Raw genomic sequence first — 15641 nt, 5'->3', positions numbered from 1 at the left:
GCACGGGACCCCGGTAGCCCCCGCAGAAAGGAATTCCCATGGCCCTGTCGCCGTCCGCCTACCCGGACACCTTCGCCCGCGACCACCTCCCGCCGCACCGGCTGTGGCCGGTGATCGAGTTCACCACGGACGAACTCCGGTACCCCGAGCGCCTCAACGCCGCCGCCGAGATCATCGACGTGCCCACCGCCGCCTTCGGCCCCGACCGCCCCGCCCTGCGCACCCCGGACGGCGAGGTGTGGACCTACGGCGAACTGCTCGCCCGCGCCAACCAGATCGCCCACGTCCTCACCGAGGACCTCGGTCTGCAGCCAGGCAACCGGGTGCTGCTGCGCTCCCCCAACAACCCCTGGACCGTGGCCGCCTGGCTCGGCGTGCTCAAGGCCGGCGGCATCGTCGTGACGACGATGGCGGCCCTGCGCGCCCGCGAGCTCACCCCGATCGTGGCGAAGACCCTGCCGGCCGTCGCGCTGGTCGACCACCGGTTCACCGAGGACGTCGAGACCGTCCGCGACACCGCCGCGCCGGACCTCACGATCGTGGCGTACGGCGGTGCCGCACCCGACGACCTGACCCGCAGGGCGGCCGCGAAGCCGGCGGAGTTCACCGCGGTGGACACGGCGGCCGACGACGTGGCCCTGTTCGGGCCCACGTCCGGCAGCACCGGCGTACCGAAGATCACCACCCACTTCCACCGCGACCTCCTGTCCATCGACAACACCTTCGGCCGGCACGTCCTGCGGCTGCTCCCGGACGACCTGGTCGCCTGCACCGCGCCGTTCGCGTTCACCTTCGGCCTCGGCATCCTCGTCGTCTGCGCCCTGCGGGCCGGCGCCTGCGCGCTGCTGACCGAGGCCGTCGCGCCCGAGCCGCTCGCCGATCTGGTCGCCGGGGCCGGAGTCACCGTCCTGGCCACCGCGCCGACCGCGTACAAGCAGATCCTCAAGGCGGGCAAGGCCGACCGGCTGCGCGGCCTGCGCACCGCGGTCAGCGCCGGGGAGCACATAGCGGACGAGGTGTGGCAGCGGCTGTACGACGAGACCGGGATCAAGGTCATCGACGGCATCGGCGCCACCGAGATGATCCACATCTTCATCTCGGCCGCCGGCGACGACATCCGCCCCGGAGCGACCGGACGGCCGGTGCCCGGCTACCGCGCCACCGTCCTCGGCCCCGACGGCGAGGAGGTCGGCCCCGGTGTCGAGGGGCGGCTGGCCGTGATCGGCCCGGTGGGCTGCCGCTACCTCGACGACCGGCGCCAGGAGGACTACGTGGTCAACGGCTGGAACGTCACGGGCGACACCTATGTCCGCGACGAGGACGGCTACTTCTACTACCGCACCCGTACCGACAACATGATCGTCTCCTCCGGCTACAACATCGGCGGCCCCGAGGTCGAGGCCGCGATCGACACCCACCCGGACGTCGTCGAGTGCGCGGTGGTCGCCAAGCCCGACCCCGAACGCGGCTCGGTCGTCTGCGCGTTCGTCGTGCTGCGCGAGGGAGTCACCGGCGACGACGCCAAGGCCAAGGACATCCAGGACTACGTCAAGTCCCAGCTGGCGCCGTACAAGTACCCGCGCGCGGTGCGCTTCACCGACGCCCTGCCCCGCAACACCAGCGGGAAGCTCCAGCACTACCTGCTGCGCCGCCTGATCGAGAAGGAGAACCCGGCATGAGGATCGCGATCGTGGGCGGCGGCCCGGGCGGGCTCTACTTCGCCGCGCTGACCAAGCAGTTGAACCCCGCGCACGAGATCACCGTGTGGGAGCGCAACGCGCCCGACGACACCTTCGGCTTCGGGGTGGTCTTCTCCGACGAGACCCTCGGCGGCATCGAGAACGCCGACACCGTCGTCCACGAGGCGATGGAGAGCCGCTTCGCCCGGTGGACCGACATCGACATCGAGTTCGACGGGCATCCCTTCACGGTCGGCGGCCAGGGCTTCGCGGCGATGGCCCGCAAGGACCTGCTGCACATCCTCCAGGAGCGGGTCGCGGAGCTCGGCGTCACGGTGCACTACCGCACCCTCGCCCCCGACGTGGACGAACTCCGCCAGACCCACGACCTGGTCATCGCGGCGGACGGCCTCAACTCGGCCGTACGGACCAAGTACGCCGACGCGTTCGGCCCGACGCTGGACCCGCGGGCGAACAAGTACATGTGGCTGGGCACCGACCGGGTCTTCGAGGCCTTCCAGTTCTTCGTCAAACAGACTGAGTTCGGGACCATGCAGATCCACGGCTATCCGTACTCCGACGGCGGCTCGACCTTCATCGTCGAGATGGCGGAGGACGTGTGGCGCCGGGCCGGCTTCGACGCGAGCGAGGGCGAGGAGTTCCCGCCCGGGGTCTCCGACGAGCGGTCGGTGGCCCGGATCCGGGAGATCTTCGCCGAGGAGCTGGACGGCCACGCGCTCCTCACCAACAACTCCAAGTGGCTCAGCTTCACCACCGTCCGCAACCGGCGCTGGCACCACCACAACGTGGTGCTGCTCGGCGACGCCGCCCACACCGCGCACTTCTCGATCGGCTCCGGCACCAAGCTGGCGATGGAGGACGCCCTGGCGCTCGCCGCGTGCCTGCACGAACACCCCACCGTGGAGCAGGCGTTGACGGCGTACGAGACCGAGCGCCGCCCGGTGGTGGAGTCCACCCAGCGGGCCGCCCAGGCCTCCCTGGAGTGGTTCGAGAACATCGGCATGTACGCCGGTCAGGACCCCGCGCAGTTCTGCTTCAACCTGCTCACCCGCTCCCGCCGGATCACCTTCGACAACCTCCGCTCCCGCGACCCCGGCTTCGCCGAGCTGATCGAGCGCGGCTTCGCCGAGGCACAGGGGCTGCCGGAGTCCGCCCCCGCGATGTTCCAGCCGGTCACGATCGGCGGCCTGGAGCTGAAGAACCGGATCGTGGTCTCGCCGATGGACATGTACTCGGCGGTGGACGGCCTGCCGGGCGACTTCCACCTGGTCCACCTGGGCTCCAAGGCGCTCGGCGGGGCGGGCCTCGTGATGACCGAGATGGTCTGCGTCTCGCCCGAGGGCCGGATCACCCCGGGCTGCACCGGCCTGTGGAACGACGGGCAGCGCGACGCGTGGGCCCAGGTCACCTCCTTCGTCCACGAGCGCAGCACGGCGAAGATCGGACTCCAGCTCGGCCACTCCGGCCGCAAGGGCTCGACCCGGCTCATGTGGGAGGGCATCGACGAGCCGCTCGCCGAGGGCAACTGGGAGGTCGTCGGCCCCTCCGCGGTCCCCTACGGCGCCGGCTGCCACGTGCCGCGGGAGATGAACCGGCAGGACATGGACGCGGTCGTCGCCGACTTCGCGGCGGCGGCGCGCAGGGCCGCGGAGGCGGGCTTCGACCTGCTCGAAGTGCACGCGGCCCACGGCTACCTGCTCTCCTCCTTTCTCTCCCCGCTCGCGAACCACCGCACGGACGAGTACGGCGGCGACCTGGCGAACCGGCTGCGCTTCCCGCTGGAGGTCTTCGACGCGGTCCGCGCCGTCTTCCCGGCCGACCGCCCGGTGACGGTCCGGATCTCGGCGACCGACTGGGTCCCCGACGGCAACACCGAGCACGACGCGGTCGAGATCGCGCGCGCCTTCGTCGCCCACGGGGCGGCGGCCGTCGACGTCTCGTCCGGCCAGGTCGCCAAGGACGAGAAGCCCGCGTACGGGCGCTCCTACCAGACCCCGTTCGCCGACCGGATCCGCCACGAGGTCGCCACGCCGGCGGGGGCGGCCGTGATCGCGGTCGGCGCGATCTCGTCGTACGACGACGTCAACTCGATCCTGCTGGCCGGCCGCGCCGACCTGTGCGCGCTGGGCCGTACCCACCTCTACAACCCGCAGTGGACCCTGCAGGCGGCCGCCGAGCAGGAGTACCGCGGTCCGGGCGCCGGGTGGCCGGTCCAGTTCGCGGCCGGGCGCCGCAAGCCGCCCACGTCCCGGACGGACGCGGTCCGGCCGCGGCTCGCGCTGCTGCGGGAGGCCCCGCAGGACGCCGTTCACCTGCGGTGGACGCCCGGCCGCCCGACGGCGTGAGCCGGCCGTCGGGTGTGCGCCTGGGGCGTACCGCACCCGGGTGGGGACAATCGTCGCCATGACCGACCGAATGTCCGATGCCGAGAACCGACTGACCAGGATCGAGGGGCTGCTGGAGAGCGGCGAGCACGAAGTGGTGCCGGCGTGGCGCAGGGCCACGCACGGCGAGCCGCGCTGGGCGGTGACCGCCGTGATCCTGGTGGCGATCGCCCTCCAGCTGATGCTGCCGCACCGGCTCGCCTTCCAGCCGTACTGGGCTCTGCCGGTGCTGGAGGTGGTGCTGCTGGCCGGCCTGATCGCCGGCAACCCGCGTCGGGTCGAGCCCCGCACCCGGTGGCTGCGGGCGCTGGGACTGGTCCTGATGGGGGCGATCAGCCTGGCCAACGGCTGGGCGGCGGTCCGGCTGGTGGCGGGGCTCGTGAACGGGACCGAGGGCATGGACGCCGGGCCGCTGCTGCTGACCGGGGGCGGCATCTGGCTGACGAACGTCATCGTGTTCGCCCTCTGGTACTGGGAGTGGGACCGCGGCGGACCGATGGCACGGGTCCTCGGCCGGCACCGGTTCGCGGACTTCCTCTTCGTGCAGATGCAGAGTCCGCAGACCGCGCCGGAGGACTGGGAGCCGGGCTTTCTCGACTACCTGTACCTGTCCTTCACCAACTCCACCGCCTTCAGCCCGACCGACGTGATGCCGCTGTCGCACTGGGCCAAGATGCTGATGATGCTGCAGTCCTCGGTCTCCCTGGTGACGGTGGTGCTGGTGGTGGCGCGGGCGGTCAACATCCTGCACTGACGACGTTGGCGGCGCGGACCGTGCTGACGGCACCGGCGGGCGGGCTGCCTTAGGTTCGTCTCCATGAGCGAAGACTCCCTGCGCCTCGTCACGGTCGAGCGCACCGGCACCGGCCGCTTCACCGCCACGAACGCCCGCGGCGGCACGATCGCCTTCGGCACCGTCGACGGCACGGAATTCACCCCGGTCGAGCTGCTGCTCGCCGCGATCGGAGGCTGTACGGCGGCGGATGTCGACGCGTCCACGAGCCGGCACGTGGAGCCGACCGCCTTCACCGTCACCGTCAGCGGCGACAAGGTGAGCGACGAGGACGGCAACCGGCTGACGGACCTCGCGGTCACCTTCTCCGTCGCCTTCCCGGCGGGCACGGCCGGCGACCGGGCCCGGACGATCCTGCCCCGGGCGGTCGCCGTCTCCCACGACCGGCTGTGCACGGTCAGCCGCACGATCGAGGCCGGGACACCGGTCGCCGTGTCGGTCGAGGAGGCCTGACCTCCACCGCCGTGCGCATCCCCGCTACCGGGCGAGGTAGCCGTCCAGTTCGGCGAGGTACGCGTCCTTGACGGCGTCGGGCAGCCAGGCGATCTCGAAGGCGTTGCGCTGCAGTCGGACGAGCTCGGCCGGTGTGAGCGGGGTCGCCGCCTGCACCGCGAGGAGGTTCTCGGTCACGTAGCCGTTCATGTAGGCGGGGTCGTCGGAGCTGACGGTGACGCGCAGGCCGGCGTCGAGCAGATTCCGGACCGCGTCCTGCCAACTGGCGCCGCGCACATAGCCGTTGGAGATCGGGCACACGGTCAGGCCGAGACCGCGCCGCCTGATCTCGTCCTGGAGTTCCTCGCTCTCCAGGCAGTTCACTCCGTGGTCGATGCGGTCCACGCCGATGACGTCCAGGCACTGGCGGATGTGGTCGAGGGAGTTCTCCTGGTCCAGGTCGCAGTGCATCGTCAACTGGTAGCCCTCGGCCCGGGCCCGGGCGAAGACGGCGGCGAACTTGTCCGGGGGGTTGGCGCGTTCGTCCGAGTCCAGACCGACCCCGATGATCCACTCCCGGTACGGCAGGGATTCCATCAGGGTGGCCATGGCGTACTCGGCGGAGAAGTCCCGCATGAAGCACATGATCAGCTGGGCCCGCACGTCCAGCAGCCGGCGCGCGTCCAGGACCGCCCGGCGCAGCCCGCGGAGCACCGTGCCGAACTCGACGCCGCGGGAGGTGTGGGCCTGCGGGTCGAAGAAGATCTCCGCGTACCGGACGTTCTGCTCCTTCGCGCGGTTCAGGTACGCCCACGCCAGGTCGTAGAAGTCGGTCTCGGTCAGCAGGACCGACATGCCCTCGTAGTAGACGGCGAGGAACGAGGGCAGGTCGTGGAAGGCGTAACTGGCCCGCATGGCAGCCGCGTCGACGTACGGCAGCGTGACGTTGTTGCGGGCGGCGAGGGCGAACTTGAGCTCCGGTTCCAGGGTGCCCTCGATGTGCACGTGCAGTTCGCACTTGGGCAGGCGCGAGATGAACTCGGTCAGGTCGGTCACAGGTCCTCCGTCGGGTTCACAGCCAGGTGACGAGTCCCGCCGGCGACAGGGCCCGCTCGACCGCCAGACAGCCGGCGCCGAGCATGCCGAGGTCGGCGTTGCGGGTGGTGGTCTCGATGCGGATACGGCGGGTGGCCTGGGCGAGCGCCCGCTCGTAGACGACGCTGCGGATGCCGGCGAGCAGGTCGTCCTGGAGGATGGCGAAGGCCCCGCCGATCACGATGAGTTCGGGGTTGTGGAAGCACACCATGGCGGCGAGGACCTCGCCGATGCGTTCGCCGGCCTCCCGTACGGCGCGCAGGGCGCGGGGTTCGCCCTGCTGGGCGAGGCGTATCGCGTCCCACTTGGTCTCCGCCCGGAGTCCGTCGGCACGCAGCCGGGCGGCGATGGCGGGGCCGTTGACGACCGCGCCGAGGCAGCCCGAGTTGCCGCAGCCCCCGCAGAGCAGGTCCTCGTAGTCGGTGCCGCGCAGCCGGACGTGGGCGAGTTCCCCGGAGATGCCGTCGGCGCCGCGGTGGACGGTGCCGTTGCTGATGATGCCGCAGCCCAGTCCGGAGCCGACCTTGACGAAGACCATCTGGTCGACCGGTTCCGCGCGGGCGCGGTACTCGCCGAGTGCCATCAGGTTGGCGTCGTTGTCGACGAGGACGGGTGCGTCGCACACCCGGGAGAAGGTCTCCTGCGGCTTGACACCCTCCCAGCCGGGCAGCATCACGGGCCGGATCGGCTGGGCCGTCTCGGCGTCCACCTGGCCGGGGATGCCGATGCAGATCGCGCGCATGTCCGACCAGCGCCGGCCGAGTCCAGTGAGGAGGTCCTCCAGGCAGGCGAGGATGCCGGCCATGACGGGCTCCGGGCCGTCGTCGGGCGTGAAGTCGACGTAGGCGTCGGCCAGCAGCCGCACTCCGAGGTCGAGGACGCCGACCCGGCAGTGGGCGGCGCCCACGTCCACGGCGGCGACGACGCCGGCGGCGGGATCGATGCCGAGCTCCACGGCGGGGCGCCCGCCGGTGGAGTCGCCCAGACGGGTGCTCAGCAGGCCGCGCCGGATCAGGACGTCCAGGCGTTTGCTCACCGTGGTGCGCGACAGCCCGGTGAGACGGGCCAGGTCGGTCTTGGAGGAGGCCCGGCCGGTGGCGACGAGGGTGGCGAGCTCGCTGAGGTCCCGGAGACCGGCGCGGGCCGCATGGTCCTCGTCCCGCGACGAGAGGGGCGGGATGGTTTCGCCGGATCCGGCGAAAGTCGACGGCATGTGCATCGCTCCGTTCACCGGTGATCCGGGTCCGAGGTGCGTCGCAGCGTAGACAGGACGCCGAGACGGAGTCAACGGGCACTCCCGGTGGGCCGCCCCGGCCGGACAACAGGGCTGCGCCCGGCAGGTTTTGCCGGATCTGCCATAAGTTCTGCCTTGTCTTCGCCTTGCGGCGGGGCGATAGTTGCCGCACCGCGGAGCCCTGCGAAGGCCGTCACCCGGTCCCGGGCCACCGCACGAGAACAACCTCTCGCCCGCGGGCCGCCGGCACCCTCCTCCCCTCTTTCCCCTGCCGCGCCCCCTCGCAGATCCCACGACCAGACATTCCATGACCTCCCATGACGTTCCAGTCATGTTCCAGGCACGCTCCAGGCAGGAGTCCCGATGCATGTCCCCGTCCGTGTCGGTGTGATCGGCTGCGGCAACATCTTCGGCCGTTACGCCACCGGCATGTCCCGCTTCCCCGGGCTGACACCGGTCGCGGTCGCCGACGCCGATCCCGCCCGCGCCGACGCGGCCGCCGCGTCCGCCGGCCTCGTCGCCTGCCCGGTCGGCGAGCTGCTCGCCCGTCCGGACATCGACGTGGTCGTCAACATCACCCCGCCCACCGTGCACGCCTCGGTGAGTGAGCAGGTCCTGGCCGCGGGCAAGCACCTGTACACCGAGAAGCCCCTCGCCGACACGGTGGCCGCGGCCCGCGCCGGACTGGCCGAGGCCGGCCGGCGGGGCCTGCTGTTCGGCGCCGCGCCCGACACCTTCCTCGGGTCCGCCGGGCAGACCGCGCGCCGCGCGATCGACGACGGCGTGATCGGCGAGCCCGTCGGGGCGACCGCGTTCGTCACGCACTCGCGGGCGGAGACCTGGCACCCCGACTCAACGTTCCTGTTCCGGCCCGGCGGCGGCCCCGCCCTGGACATGGGCCCGTACTAACTGACCGCACTGATCAACTGCCTGGGCCCGGTCTCCTCCGTCCACGGCACCAGCCGCATCGGGGCGAAGGAGCGCACGGTGACCGCTCCCGGCCGGCTGGTCGACAGCATCGAGGTGACGGTCCCCACCCACACCGCGGCCACGCTGACCTTCGCGAGCGGTGTGCTGGCCACGGTGATGATGAGCTTCGACGTCTGGGACCACCACCTGCCGTTCGTCGAGGTCTACGGCACCGAGGGCACCCTGTCCCTGCCCGACCCCAACGGCTACGACGGCCCGGTGCTGCTGCGCCGGCACGGCGACCCGGACTGGACCGAGCTCTCCCCCGCCGTGCCGCCGCTGGGCCGGCCCGGCACCGGGGACCAGCTGCTGCGCGGCATCGGCGTCGCCGACCTGGCCGCCGCCCTGCGCACGGGCACCCCGCACCGGGCCACGGCCCGGCTGGCCTTCCACACCCTCGACGTCCTGGAGGCCGTCGCCACCTCCGCCGACACCGGCGGCCCGGTCGGCCTGACCAGCACCTGTGAGCGCCCCGCGCCCCTCGACGGGACCTACGGCGCCGAATCCCCGATCCCCCTGGAGGAATGAACGTGAGCACCCGCTTCGGCGCCGACCTGATCACCTTCTACGATCCCGCGTTCTGGCAGGTGGCCGACGGCCGCGAGCTCGCCGCCACCGCCGCCGAGCGCCCCGAGTGGTTCTGGACCAAGGTCCTGGACAGCGCCGTGGCAGCCGGGCTGTCCACGCTGGAAACCCGCCGGACGTCGTCGACGCCGCGGACATCGGCTCGCTGCAGCAGTACGCCGAGAAGGGCAAGCTCGTCGACCTGGGCAGCATGATCGGGAGCGACACCCTGAAGGCCGACTTCCCCGAGAGCCTGCTGACGGCCGCCACCGTGAACGGCAAGGTCTACGGGGTCTTCACCGGGGTCGACAACTTCATGGTCTGGTACGACCCGAAGACCTACAAGGGCCCCAAGGACCCGAGCAGTTGGGCCGAGCTGGAGAAGTTCACCCAGCAGCAGGCGGCAGCGGGCAGCACCCCCTGGTGCATGGCCCAGAACGCGGGCGCCGGCAGCGGCTTCCCCGGCACCCAGTGGATCGAGGCCTGGTTCATCAAGCACTACGGCGCCGCGAAGCTCCAGGACTGGGCGTCCGGCAAGCTCTCCTGGACCTCGCCCGAGGTCAAGGCCGCCTGGCAGGCGTTCGGCGCCGTCGCCACCGACAAGAAGATGGTCAACGGCGGGCCGACGGGAGTCCTGTCCGCCTCCATCGTCAACAACGGCACCGGCCTGATCTCCTCGCCTGCCAAGTGCCAGGTCATGCTCTGGGGCGTGTACGCCGACGGGCTCACCCTCATGCAGAACAAGGCCCTGAAGCCGGTCACCGACCTCGACTTCTACCCCGTCCCGGCGGCCTCCCCGGCCTACGCGAACGACGAGCTGTTCGGCGGGCACGTGGCCTACGCCTTCAACGACAACCCGCAGACCCGCGCCCTGATGAAGTACTGGGCCTCCGCCCAGGCGCAGACCCTGCTGGTCGCCAGCGGACAGTGGACCGAGGCCAACACCAAGATCCCCGCCTCGGCGTACTCCAACCCGCTGCTGAAGAAGTCGTACCAGCAGCTGGTGAACGGCAGGACGCTGGCAGCGGGCCCCTCCCTGTACGGCAGCCCGGCGGTCCTGACGGCCTACGACAAGGGCGTCGTGAACTACATCCAGAACCCGGGTTCCCTCGACACCATCCTCGCCGGCCTGCAGCGCACCGCCACGGGCGGCTGACGCCCCCCGCCCCCCGAGGGCCTCCAGCGAACCCGCCGTCCCGAAAGAACCCGTCCCGAAAGAAGGTGAGCTCCATGGGCCCGCTGCCACGGCTGCTGCAGATCGCCGCCGCGGTGATCGCCGCGCCCGCGATCACCGCAGCCCTGCGGGGCGGTGAACGGCTGACGGCCCTCCCGGGGCGAAGATCACCGACGCCGGCTCAGGCGGGCGGCGTGGGCCGGTCCAGAGCGTCCCGTCCGGCGCGGGTGAAGAGCGTCAGCCGGTGCTGCACGTCGTCGAGGTGCACTGCCATCTGGTGGTCCATCGCCGCGGCGTCGTCCCGGCTCAGCGGTTCCGCCACGACCCTCGTCTCCTGCTCCTCGGCGCAGGTCAGCATGGACCGCAGGCTGGATATGCAGTCGCCCACCCGTTCGGCCACCTCGTCAGGCCCCTGCAACTCGACCGCGTAGGACGTCATCAGGGCTTCCCGGTACGTCGTTCTGCCGTGCAGTCGGCTCTCCTCCCGCTGCGCTGCCTCCGCGGCACCGGGCAGACAGCGCCGGTGATAGTCGAGCGCCGCGATGCAGGCCGTCTGCGACTTCTCGGCGAACTCCTCGTAGATCGCCTTGCGGTGCTCGCGACGCCAGCGATGGTGCTCCAGACGGAGATCGAGTTCCTGGAGCCTCTCCCGGTGCCGTGACTGGCGTTCCTCCTGTTGTTCCAGGGCCCGTTGTTTGGAGCGCTCGGACCGCAGCGCGATGAAACCCGTCAGACCGCTGCCGATCAGGGTTCCGATCATTCCCATGAGCGAGAGGAGCAGAGAACCGGCCACATTCACTGTCTGCGCAGGCGGATCCGTGATCACTCCTGTTCGGACGACGCGCCCAGTCCCGTGAGCGCGCCCACCGGGTCCAGGTCGGGGGTGCCTCTGGGCCACCAGTCGTCGTGGCCCGGTTCGGACTCGTAGGCGTACCAGAGGCCGTCGCGGCCGAAGCGGAGCTGGAGATGGCCGCGGGGGTGGGTGAGGTGGTTGCGCCAGGGGCGGAAGGCCGGGAGGTCGGCGGCGAGCAGCAGGGGCCGGGCCCGGTCGAAGCGGCCGGCCGGCGGGTCCCAGGGCTCCTCCAGTACGGCCAACCCCTCCAGGCCGCCCTGGCGCCAGGCGGCGACCGCGCGGGCCAGGTCGCCCGGGGTACGGCCCACGGCGTCCGCGAGCGTGGCGTAGAGGGCACGGGTCGAGGCGGTGAGGCCGGAACCGGGGCGGGCCGCGGCGAGCCGCACCGCGTCCTGCCAGAGGGTCAGTTCGCCGACCGGGTCGCGTCCGGTGGCGAGCAGGGCGTGGGCGCGGGCGGCAGCGTCGGTGGCCAGCTGGTCCAGCGCGAACGGGTCCGGGCCGCCGGGCACCCCCGGATACACCGGGGGCTGCTCGGGGTGGGCCGGGACCGGCAACGGAGGTGGCAGCGGCGGGAGTTGCCGCGGGACGAGGGCCTCGGTGGCCCGGACGCCCGGCAGCGAGGCCGGCTGCCGCTCCCGTGCCGCGCGGGCGGCGCTGCGCCGGGACAGCGCGTCGAGCACCTCGCGCTCGCCGCGGCCGCGCAGCAGGAGCAGCACGAACGGGTCGGCGTCCAGCAGCCGCGCGGTCTGGTAGCAGAGCGCGGCCGCGTGCTTGCAGGGGTGGCCGAAGTCCGGGCAGCTGCACCGGGGTTCGAGCTCACCGGGCCCCGGCAGCAGCGCGACCCCGCTGTCGGCGAGGGTCTGCGGCAGCTCCTTGTCGAGCAGCGCGGCGATGTCGGCGGGCCGGTCGGCGGCGGCCTCCAGCAGCCGCTCCCACTCGTCCTCGCCGAAGGTGCGCAGCCGCAGCTGCACGCGGTACGGCCGGGGCCGGCTCCCCTGGACGTACGCCAGGACCAGTCCCGGGGTCACGGTGATGGCGTCCACATGCCCGCGCTCGGCGTAACCCCGCCCGCGCCCGAGCCGCTTGACGTCCAACGCGCCCTCTTCCAGCGCCCGTACCCAGGCATTGCCCCACCAGGTCTCGGCGAAGCCGGAAGCGGCAGTGGCAGTGGCAGCGGCAGCGGCAGCGGAGTCGCGGGGCGGGAGGGACGCGAAGGTGCGGCGGAGTTCGGTGTCGCGGTGGGGGGCGGCCATGGTGCGGGGGAGGTGGGGGGTCGCGGTGGGTGCGGGGGCCGGGGGATCCGGCTCCGGGTGGTCGGTGGCAGCCACGGCCGCGGGCTCGGGTGCCGGCTCGGGCTCGGAGGTTTCCGGCTCTGCCTCGCCGCTCGGCATCCGGAACGCGGTCGTCAGGAACTGCTTCAGGTCACGGGCGGTGCGCCCGCGGGCCGCGGATGCCGGGGCCTGCGCGGGCGAAGGCGAGGGCAGGCGTCGTACCGCAGGGGCCGGGGGGCGTTCCGCGGCCGCCGTCGCCGCGGCCTCCTCGGCCCGCCTCGCCTCCGCGCGCGCCGCCCGCAGCGCCGCCCGCGCGACGTCACCGGGACGGCTGCCCGCCGGTACGGCGGCTACGGCGTCGGTGCTTGTGTCGATGCCGATGCCGGCTTGCTCGATGCCGGCTTGCTCGGTGCGGTCGGCACCGGCGTCGGGCTCGTCCTCAGGCGCGGGCTCGGTGTGCCGCTGCTCGGCCTCCTTCGTGGCGGCAGCCACCCGCAGTGCCAGTCGCGCGGCGTCCCCCGGCCGCGGCGCCCGCTCCTCGCGCTCCCCCGACGCCTCGCCCGGGGCCGCCACCACGCTCTCGTCGCCCCCGGTCTCCGCCCCGCGCCCCCGCGCCGCCCGCAGCGCACGCCGTGCCGCGTCGCCGGGGCGCTGCCCGTCCTCGGACCGCTCCGCACCCCCGCCGCTCATGACGTCCTCCGCAAGGAGACCAGGTCGGACAGCTCGCGGTCCGTCAGTTCGGTCAGGGCGGACTCGCCGGAGCCCAGGATGGCGTCGGCGAGGGCCCGCTTCGACTCCAGCATCTCGGCGATGCGGTCCTCGACCGTGCCCTCGGTGACCAGGCGGTGCACCTGGACCGGCTGGGTCTGGCCGATGCGGTAGGCGCGGTCGGTGGCCTGTTCCTCCACCGCCGGGTTCCACCAGCGGTCGAAGTGGACGACATGGCCGGCCCGGGTGAGGTTGAGGCCGGTGCCCGCGGCCTTCAGGGACAGCACCAGGACCGGGGTCGCGCCGCTCTGGAAGCGGTCCACCATGCGCTCCCGCTCCGGCACCGGTGTGCCGCCGTGCAGCAGGTCGACCGGGACCGCGCGGGCCTGGAGGTGTGCGGTGATCATCCGGGCCATGCCGACGTACTGGGTGAAGACGAGGGCCGAGCCGTCCTCGGCGAGCACGGTGTCCAGCAGTTCGTCGAGCAGGGTGAGCTTGCCGGAGCGGGCGGCCAGGCCCTCGCTTCGGGACTCCTCCTTGAGATAGAGCCCGGGGTGGTCGCAGATCTGCTTGAGGGCGCCGAGGAGCTTGAGCACCAGGCCGCGGCGCGCGATGCCGTCCGCCGTCTCGATGGCGAGCAGCGACTCGCGCACCACCGCCTCGTACAGCGCGGCCTGCTCGCGGGTGAGCGGGACGGGGTGGTCGGTCTCCGTCTTGGGCGGGAGTTCGGGGACGATGCCGGGGTCGGACTTCTTGCGGCGCAGGAGGAAGGGGCGGACCAGGCGGGCGAGCCGGCCCACTGCCTCCTCGTCCTCGCCGTTCTCGACGGCGCGTGCGTGCCGTGCGCGGAAGGACTTGAGGGGGCCGAGGAGTCCGGGGGTGGTCCAGTCGAGGAGGGCCCAGAGCTCGGAGAGGTTGTTCTCCACGGGGGTGCCGGTGAGGGCCACGCGCGCGGGGGTCGGGATGGTGCGCAGGGCCTTGGCGGTGGCCGAGTAGGGGTTCTTGACGTGCTGTGCCTCGTCGGCGACGACCATGCCCCAGGGCTGTTCGGCGAGGGTGGCCGCGGTGGCGCGCATGGTGCCGTACGTGGTGAGGACGAAGCCGCCGGCGAGGCCGTCCAGGGTGCGGTCGGGGCCGTGGAAGCGGCGGACCGGGACGCCGGGTGCGAACCGGGCGATCTCCCGCTGCCAGTTGCCGAGCAGCGAGGCCGGGCAGACCACCAGGGTCGGCTCGGTGCGGGCCCGCTTCAGGTGCAGGGCGATGACGGTGATCGTCTTGCCGAGGCCCATGTCGTCGGCGAGGCAGCCGCCGAGGCCGAGGGAGGTCATCAGGTCGAGCCAGGCCAGGCCGCGGAGCTGGTAGTCGCGCAGGGTGGCGTGCAGACCGGCGGGCGGCTCGGCCGGCTGGATGCCGGCGGTGAGGCGGTCGCGCAGGGCCGCGAGGAGGCCGACGGGGACCGCCTCGACACTCTCGCCGTCCACCTCGGCCTCGCCGGTGAGTGCCACGGAGAGCGCGTCGACGGGGTCGAGCAGGCCCAGTTCGCGCTTGCGGGCCTTGCGGACGAGGGCGGGGTCGACGAGCACCCAGCGGTCCCGCAGCCGTACGACCGGACGGTGGGCCTCGGCGAGGGCGTCCATCTCGGCGTCGCTGAGCGGGTCGCCGCCGAGGGCCAGCTGCCAGCGGAACTGAAGCAGCTCCTCGCTCTCGAAGAAGCCGGTGCCGTCGGTGGCCGAGCCGGGTGCGGGCCGGACCACGGCCGCTGCGGTCAGGTCCTGGGCCAGGTCCCGGGGCCAGTGCACGGCGACCCCGGCCGCCGCGAGCCTGGTCGCCGCCACCCCGAGCAGCTCCCCCAACTCCTCCTCGGACAGGGCCAGTACGTCCGGCACGTCCTGCTCGGCCAGGCGGTCCAGCGGCGGCCACACCCGGGCGGCCCGGCGCACGGCCAGCGCGGCGTCCACCCGCGCGCGGGGGCCGAAGGCGGCGTCGGAGGCCCCCGCCCACAGCACGGCCGCGTCGGTCACCAGGGTCGGGTCGGCCAGGCTGTGCACCTGGACGATCGCCGCTCCCGCGCGGGGCGCGCCCTCTCCGTCGTCGAAGAGGTCGTACGCCGACAGGTCCAGGCGCAGCGAGATCCGCACGCCCGCGTCCATGCCGGCGGCGACCTCCGCGGCCCACTCGCCGGCGCCGGGCAGCCGTTGGGCCTCGCGGGCGGCGAAGGGCCGGCCCGAGGTGTGCGGGGCGGCCGGGGTGCGGGGCAGGGTGTCGGCGACCGCGTCCAGGAAGGAGCGGATCAGCGCTTCCGGCTGGGGCAGCAGGAGCGGGCCGGGACCGGGCAGCGGGACGGCGTGGCCCTCGGCGGGCAGCGCGGCGCGGACGGCCTGGACGCGGCCGTCGAGGATGTCGAGGGAGAAGGTCTGCAGGACCTTGCCGTCCCGGTCGCGGAAGATCGCGCCGGGCTGGCCGT

13 protein-coding genes are annotated in these 15641 nt (G+C 72.8%); 8 read left to right on the top strand and 5 right to left on the bottom strand.

What is annotated here, in order from left to right; translation table 11 throughout:
- Positions 1-38: 38 nt before the first annotated feature.
- The 4 genes from ABZ887_RS40705 (at position 39) to ABZ887_RS40690 (ending at position 5330) form a co-directional block, all read left to right on the top strand.
- Positions 39-1679, top strand: coding sequence for an AMP-binding protein (locus ABZ887_RS40705; protein WP_361301757.1), 1641 nt, complete (start codon positions 39-41; stop codon positions 1677-1679).
- Positions 1676-4045 (top strand): bifunctional salicylyl-CoA 5-hydroxylase/oxidoreductase, encoded by a 2370-nt coding sequence (locus ABZ887_RS40700; RefSeq protein ID WP_361301754.1) that lies wholly within the window; start codon positions 1676-1678, stop codon positions 4043-4045. Before ABZ887_RS40705 ends, ABZ887_RS40700 begins: the two co-directional genes overlap by 4 nt.
- 58 nt (positions 4046-4103) lie before the next feature.
- On the top strand, positions 4104-4838 hold the full coding sequence (locus tag ABZ887_RS40695; protein ID WP_361301751.1) for a hypothetical protein: 735 nt from the start codon (positions 4104-4106) through the stop codon (positions 4836-4838).
- A gap of 63 nt (positions 4839-4901) precedes the next feature.
- The gene (locus ABZ887_RS40690; RefSeq protein WP_361301748.1) at positions 4902-5330 is read left to right on the top strand and encodes an OsmC family protein; all 429 of its coding nucleotides are present in this window, start codon (positions 4902-4904) and stop codon (positions 5328-5330) included.
- 24 nt (positions 5331-5354) lie between these two features.
- On the opposite strand, the gene add is transcribed toward ABZ887_RS40690, so the two are convergent.
- Both add and ABZ887_RS40680 read right to left on the bottom strand, forming a co-directional pair.
- Positions 5355-6365 carry an adenosine deaminase gene (gene add / locus ABZ887_RS40685; protein WP_361301745.1) on the bottom strand — a complete coding sequence of 337 codons (1011 nt, stop codon included), beginning with the start codon at positions 6363-6365 and terminating at the stop codon, positions 5355-5357.
- Between the two features lie 16 nt (positions 6366-6381).
- Positions 6382-7617, bottom strand: coding sequence for an ROK family transcriptional regulator (locus ABZ887_RS40680; protein ID WP_361301742.1), 1236 nt, complete (start codon positions 7615-7617; stop codon positions 6382-6384).
- Positions 7618-8001: 384 nt separating this feature from the next.
- On the opposite strand from ABZ887_RS40680, the gene ABZ887_RS40675 reads away from it, so the two are divergent.
- From ABZ887_RS40675 to ABZ887_RS40660, 4 genes are all read left to right on the top strand, one after another.
- The gene (locus tag ABZ887_RS40675) at positions 8002-8547 is read left to right on the top strand and encodes a Gfo/Idh/MocA family oxidoreductase (RefSeq protein ID WP_361301739.1); all 546 of its coding nucleotides are present in this window, start codon (positions 8002-8004) and stop codon (positions 8545-8547) included.
- Positions 8548-8625: 78 nt separating this feature from the next.
- Positions 8626-9135 (top strand): hypothetical protein, encoded by a 510-nt coding sequence (locus ABZ887_RS40670; protein ID WP_361301736.1) that lies wholly within the window; start codon positions 8626-8628, stop codon positions 9133-9135.
- A 2-nt stretch (positions 9136-9137) separates the two neighbouring features.
- Entirely contained in the window at positions 9138-9386 is a 249-nt protein-coding gene (locus ABZ887_RS40665; RefSeq protein ID WP_361301971.1) for a hypothetical protein, read from the top strand.
- Positions 9329-10327 (top strand): ABC transporter substrate-binding protein, encoded by a 999-nt coding sequence (locus tag ABZ887_RS40660; protein ID WP_361301962.1) that lies wholly within the window; start codon positions 9329-9331, stop codon positions 10325-10327. Before ABZ887_RS40665 ends, ABZ887_RS40660 begins: the two co-directional genes overlap by 58 nt.
- Before the next feature lie 199 nt (positions 10328-10526).
- Here ABZ887_RS40660 and ABZ887_RS40655 read toward each other — a convergent pair whose 3' ends face one another.
- From ABZ887_RS40655 to ABZ887_RS40645, 3 genes are all read right to left on the bottom strand, one after another.
- Positions 10527-11111 carry a hypothetical protein gene (locus ABZ887_RS40655; RefSeq protein ID WP_361301733.1) on the bottom strand — a complete coding sequence of 195 codons (585 nt, stop codon included), beginning with the start codon at positions 11109-11111 and terminating at the stop codon, positions 10527-10529.
- A gap of 56 nt (positions 11112-11167) precedes the next feature.
- Positions 11168-13159, bottom strand: a complete 1992-nt coding sequence (locus tag ABZ887_RS40650; RefSeq protein ID WP_361301730.1) for an SWIM zinc finger family protein — start codon at positions 13157-13159, stop codon at positions 11168-11170.
- Positions 13156-15641, bottom strand: a 2486-nt coding sequence (locus ABZ887_RS40645; protein WP_361301727.1) for a DEAD/DEAH box helicase, incomplete at its 5' end; no start/stop codon positions are given. The genes ABZ887_RS40645 and ABZ887_RS40650, both read right to left, overlap by 4 nt.

The sequence above is a fragment of the Streptomyces sp. NPDC047061 genome, assembly GCF_040643955.1.
Lineage (GTDB): Bacteria > Actinomycetota > Actinomycetes > Streptomycetales > Streptomycetaceae > Streptomyces.
Note: the sequence above shows the minus strand (reverse complement) of the source record. Positions and strands in the feature narration are given on the sequence as shown.

Bases quoted from the DNA above. Each gene is read 5' to 3' on its own strand.
- ABZ887_RS40705 (WP_361301757.1), top strand. From the start codon at position 39: ATGGCCCTGTCGCCGTCCGCCTACCCGGACACCTTCGCCCGCGACCAC.
- ABZ887_RS40700 (WP_361301754.1), top strand. From the start codon at position 1,676: ATGAGGATCGCGATCGTGGGCGGCGGCCCGGGCGGGCTCTACTTCGCC.
- ABZ887_RS40695 (WP_361301751.1), top strand. From the start codon at position 4,104: ATGACCGACCGAATGTCCGATGCCGAGAACCGACTGACCAGGATCGAG.
- ABZ887_RS40690 (WP_361301748.1), top strand. From the start codon at position 4,902: ATGAGCGAAGACTCCCTGCGCCTCGTCACGGTCGAGCGCACCGGCACC.
- ABZ887_RS40680 (WP_361301742.1), bottom strand. From the start codon at position 7,617: ATGCCGTCGACTTTCGCCGGATCCGGCGAAACCATCCCGCCCCTCTCG.
- ABZ887_RS40675 (WP_361301739.1), top strand. From the start codon at position 8,002: ATGCATGTCCCCGTCCGTGTCGGTGTGATCGGCTGCGGCAACATCTTC.
- ABZ887_RS40655 (WP_361301733.1), bottom strand. From the start codon at position 11,111: ATGGGAATGATCGGAACCCTGATCGGCAGCGGTCTGACGGGTTTCATC.
- ABZ887_RS40650 (WP_361301730.1), bottom strand. From the start codon at position 13,159: ATGAGCGGCGGGGGTGCGGAGCGGTCCGAGGACGGGCAGCGCCCCGGC.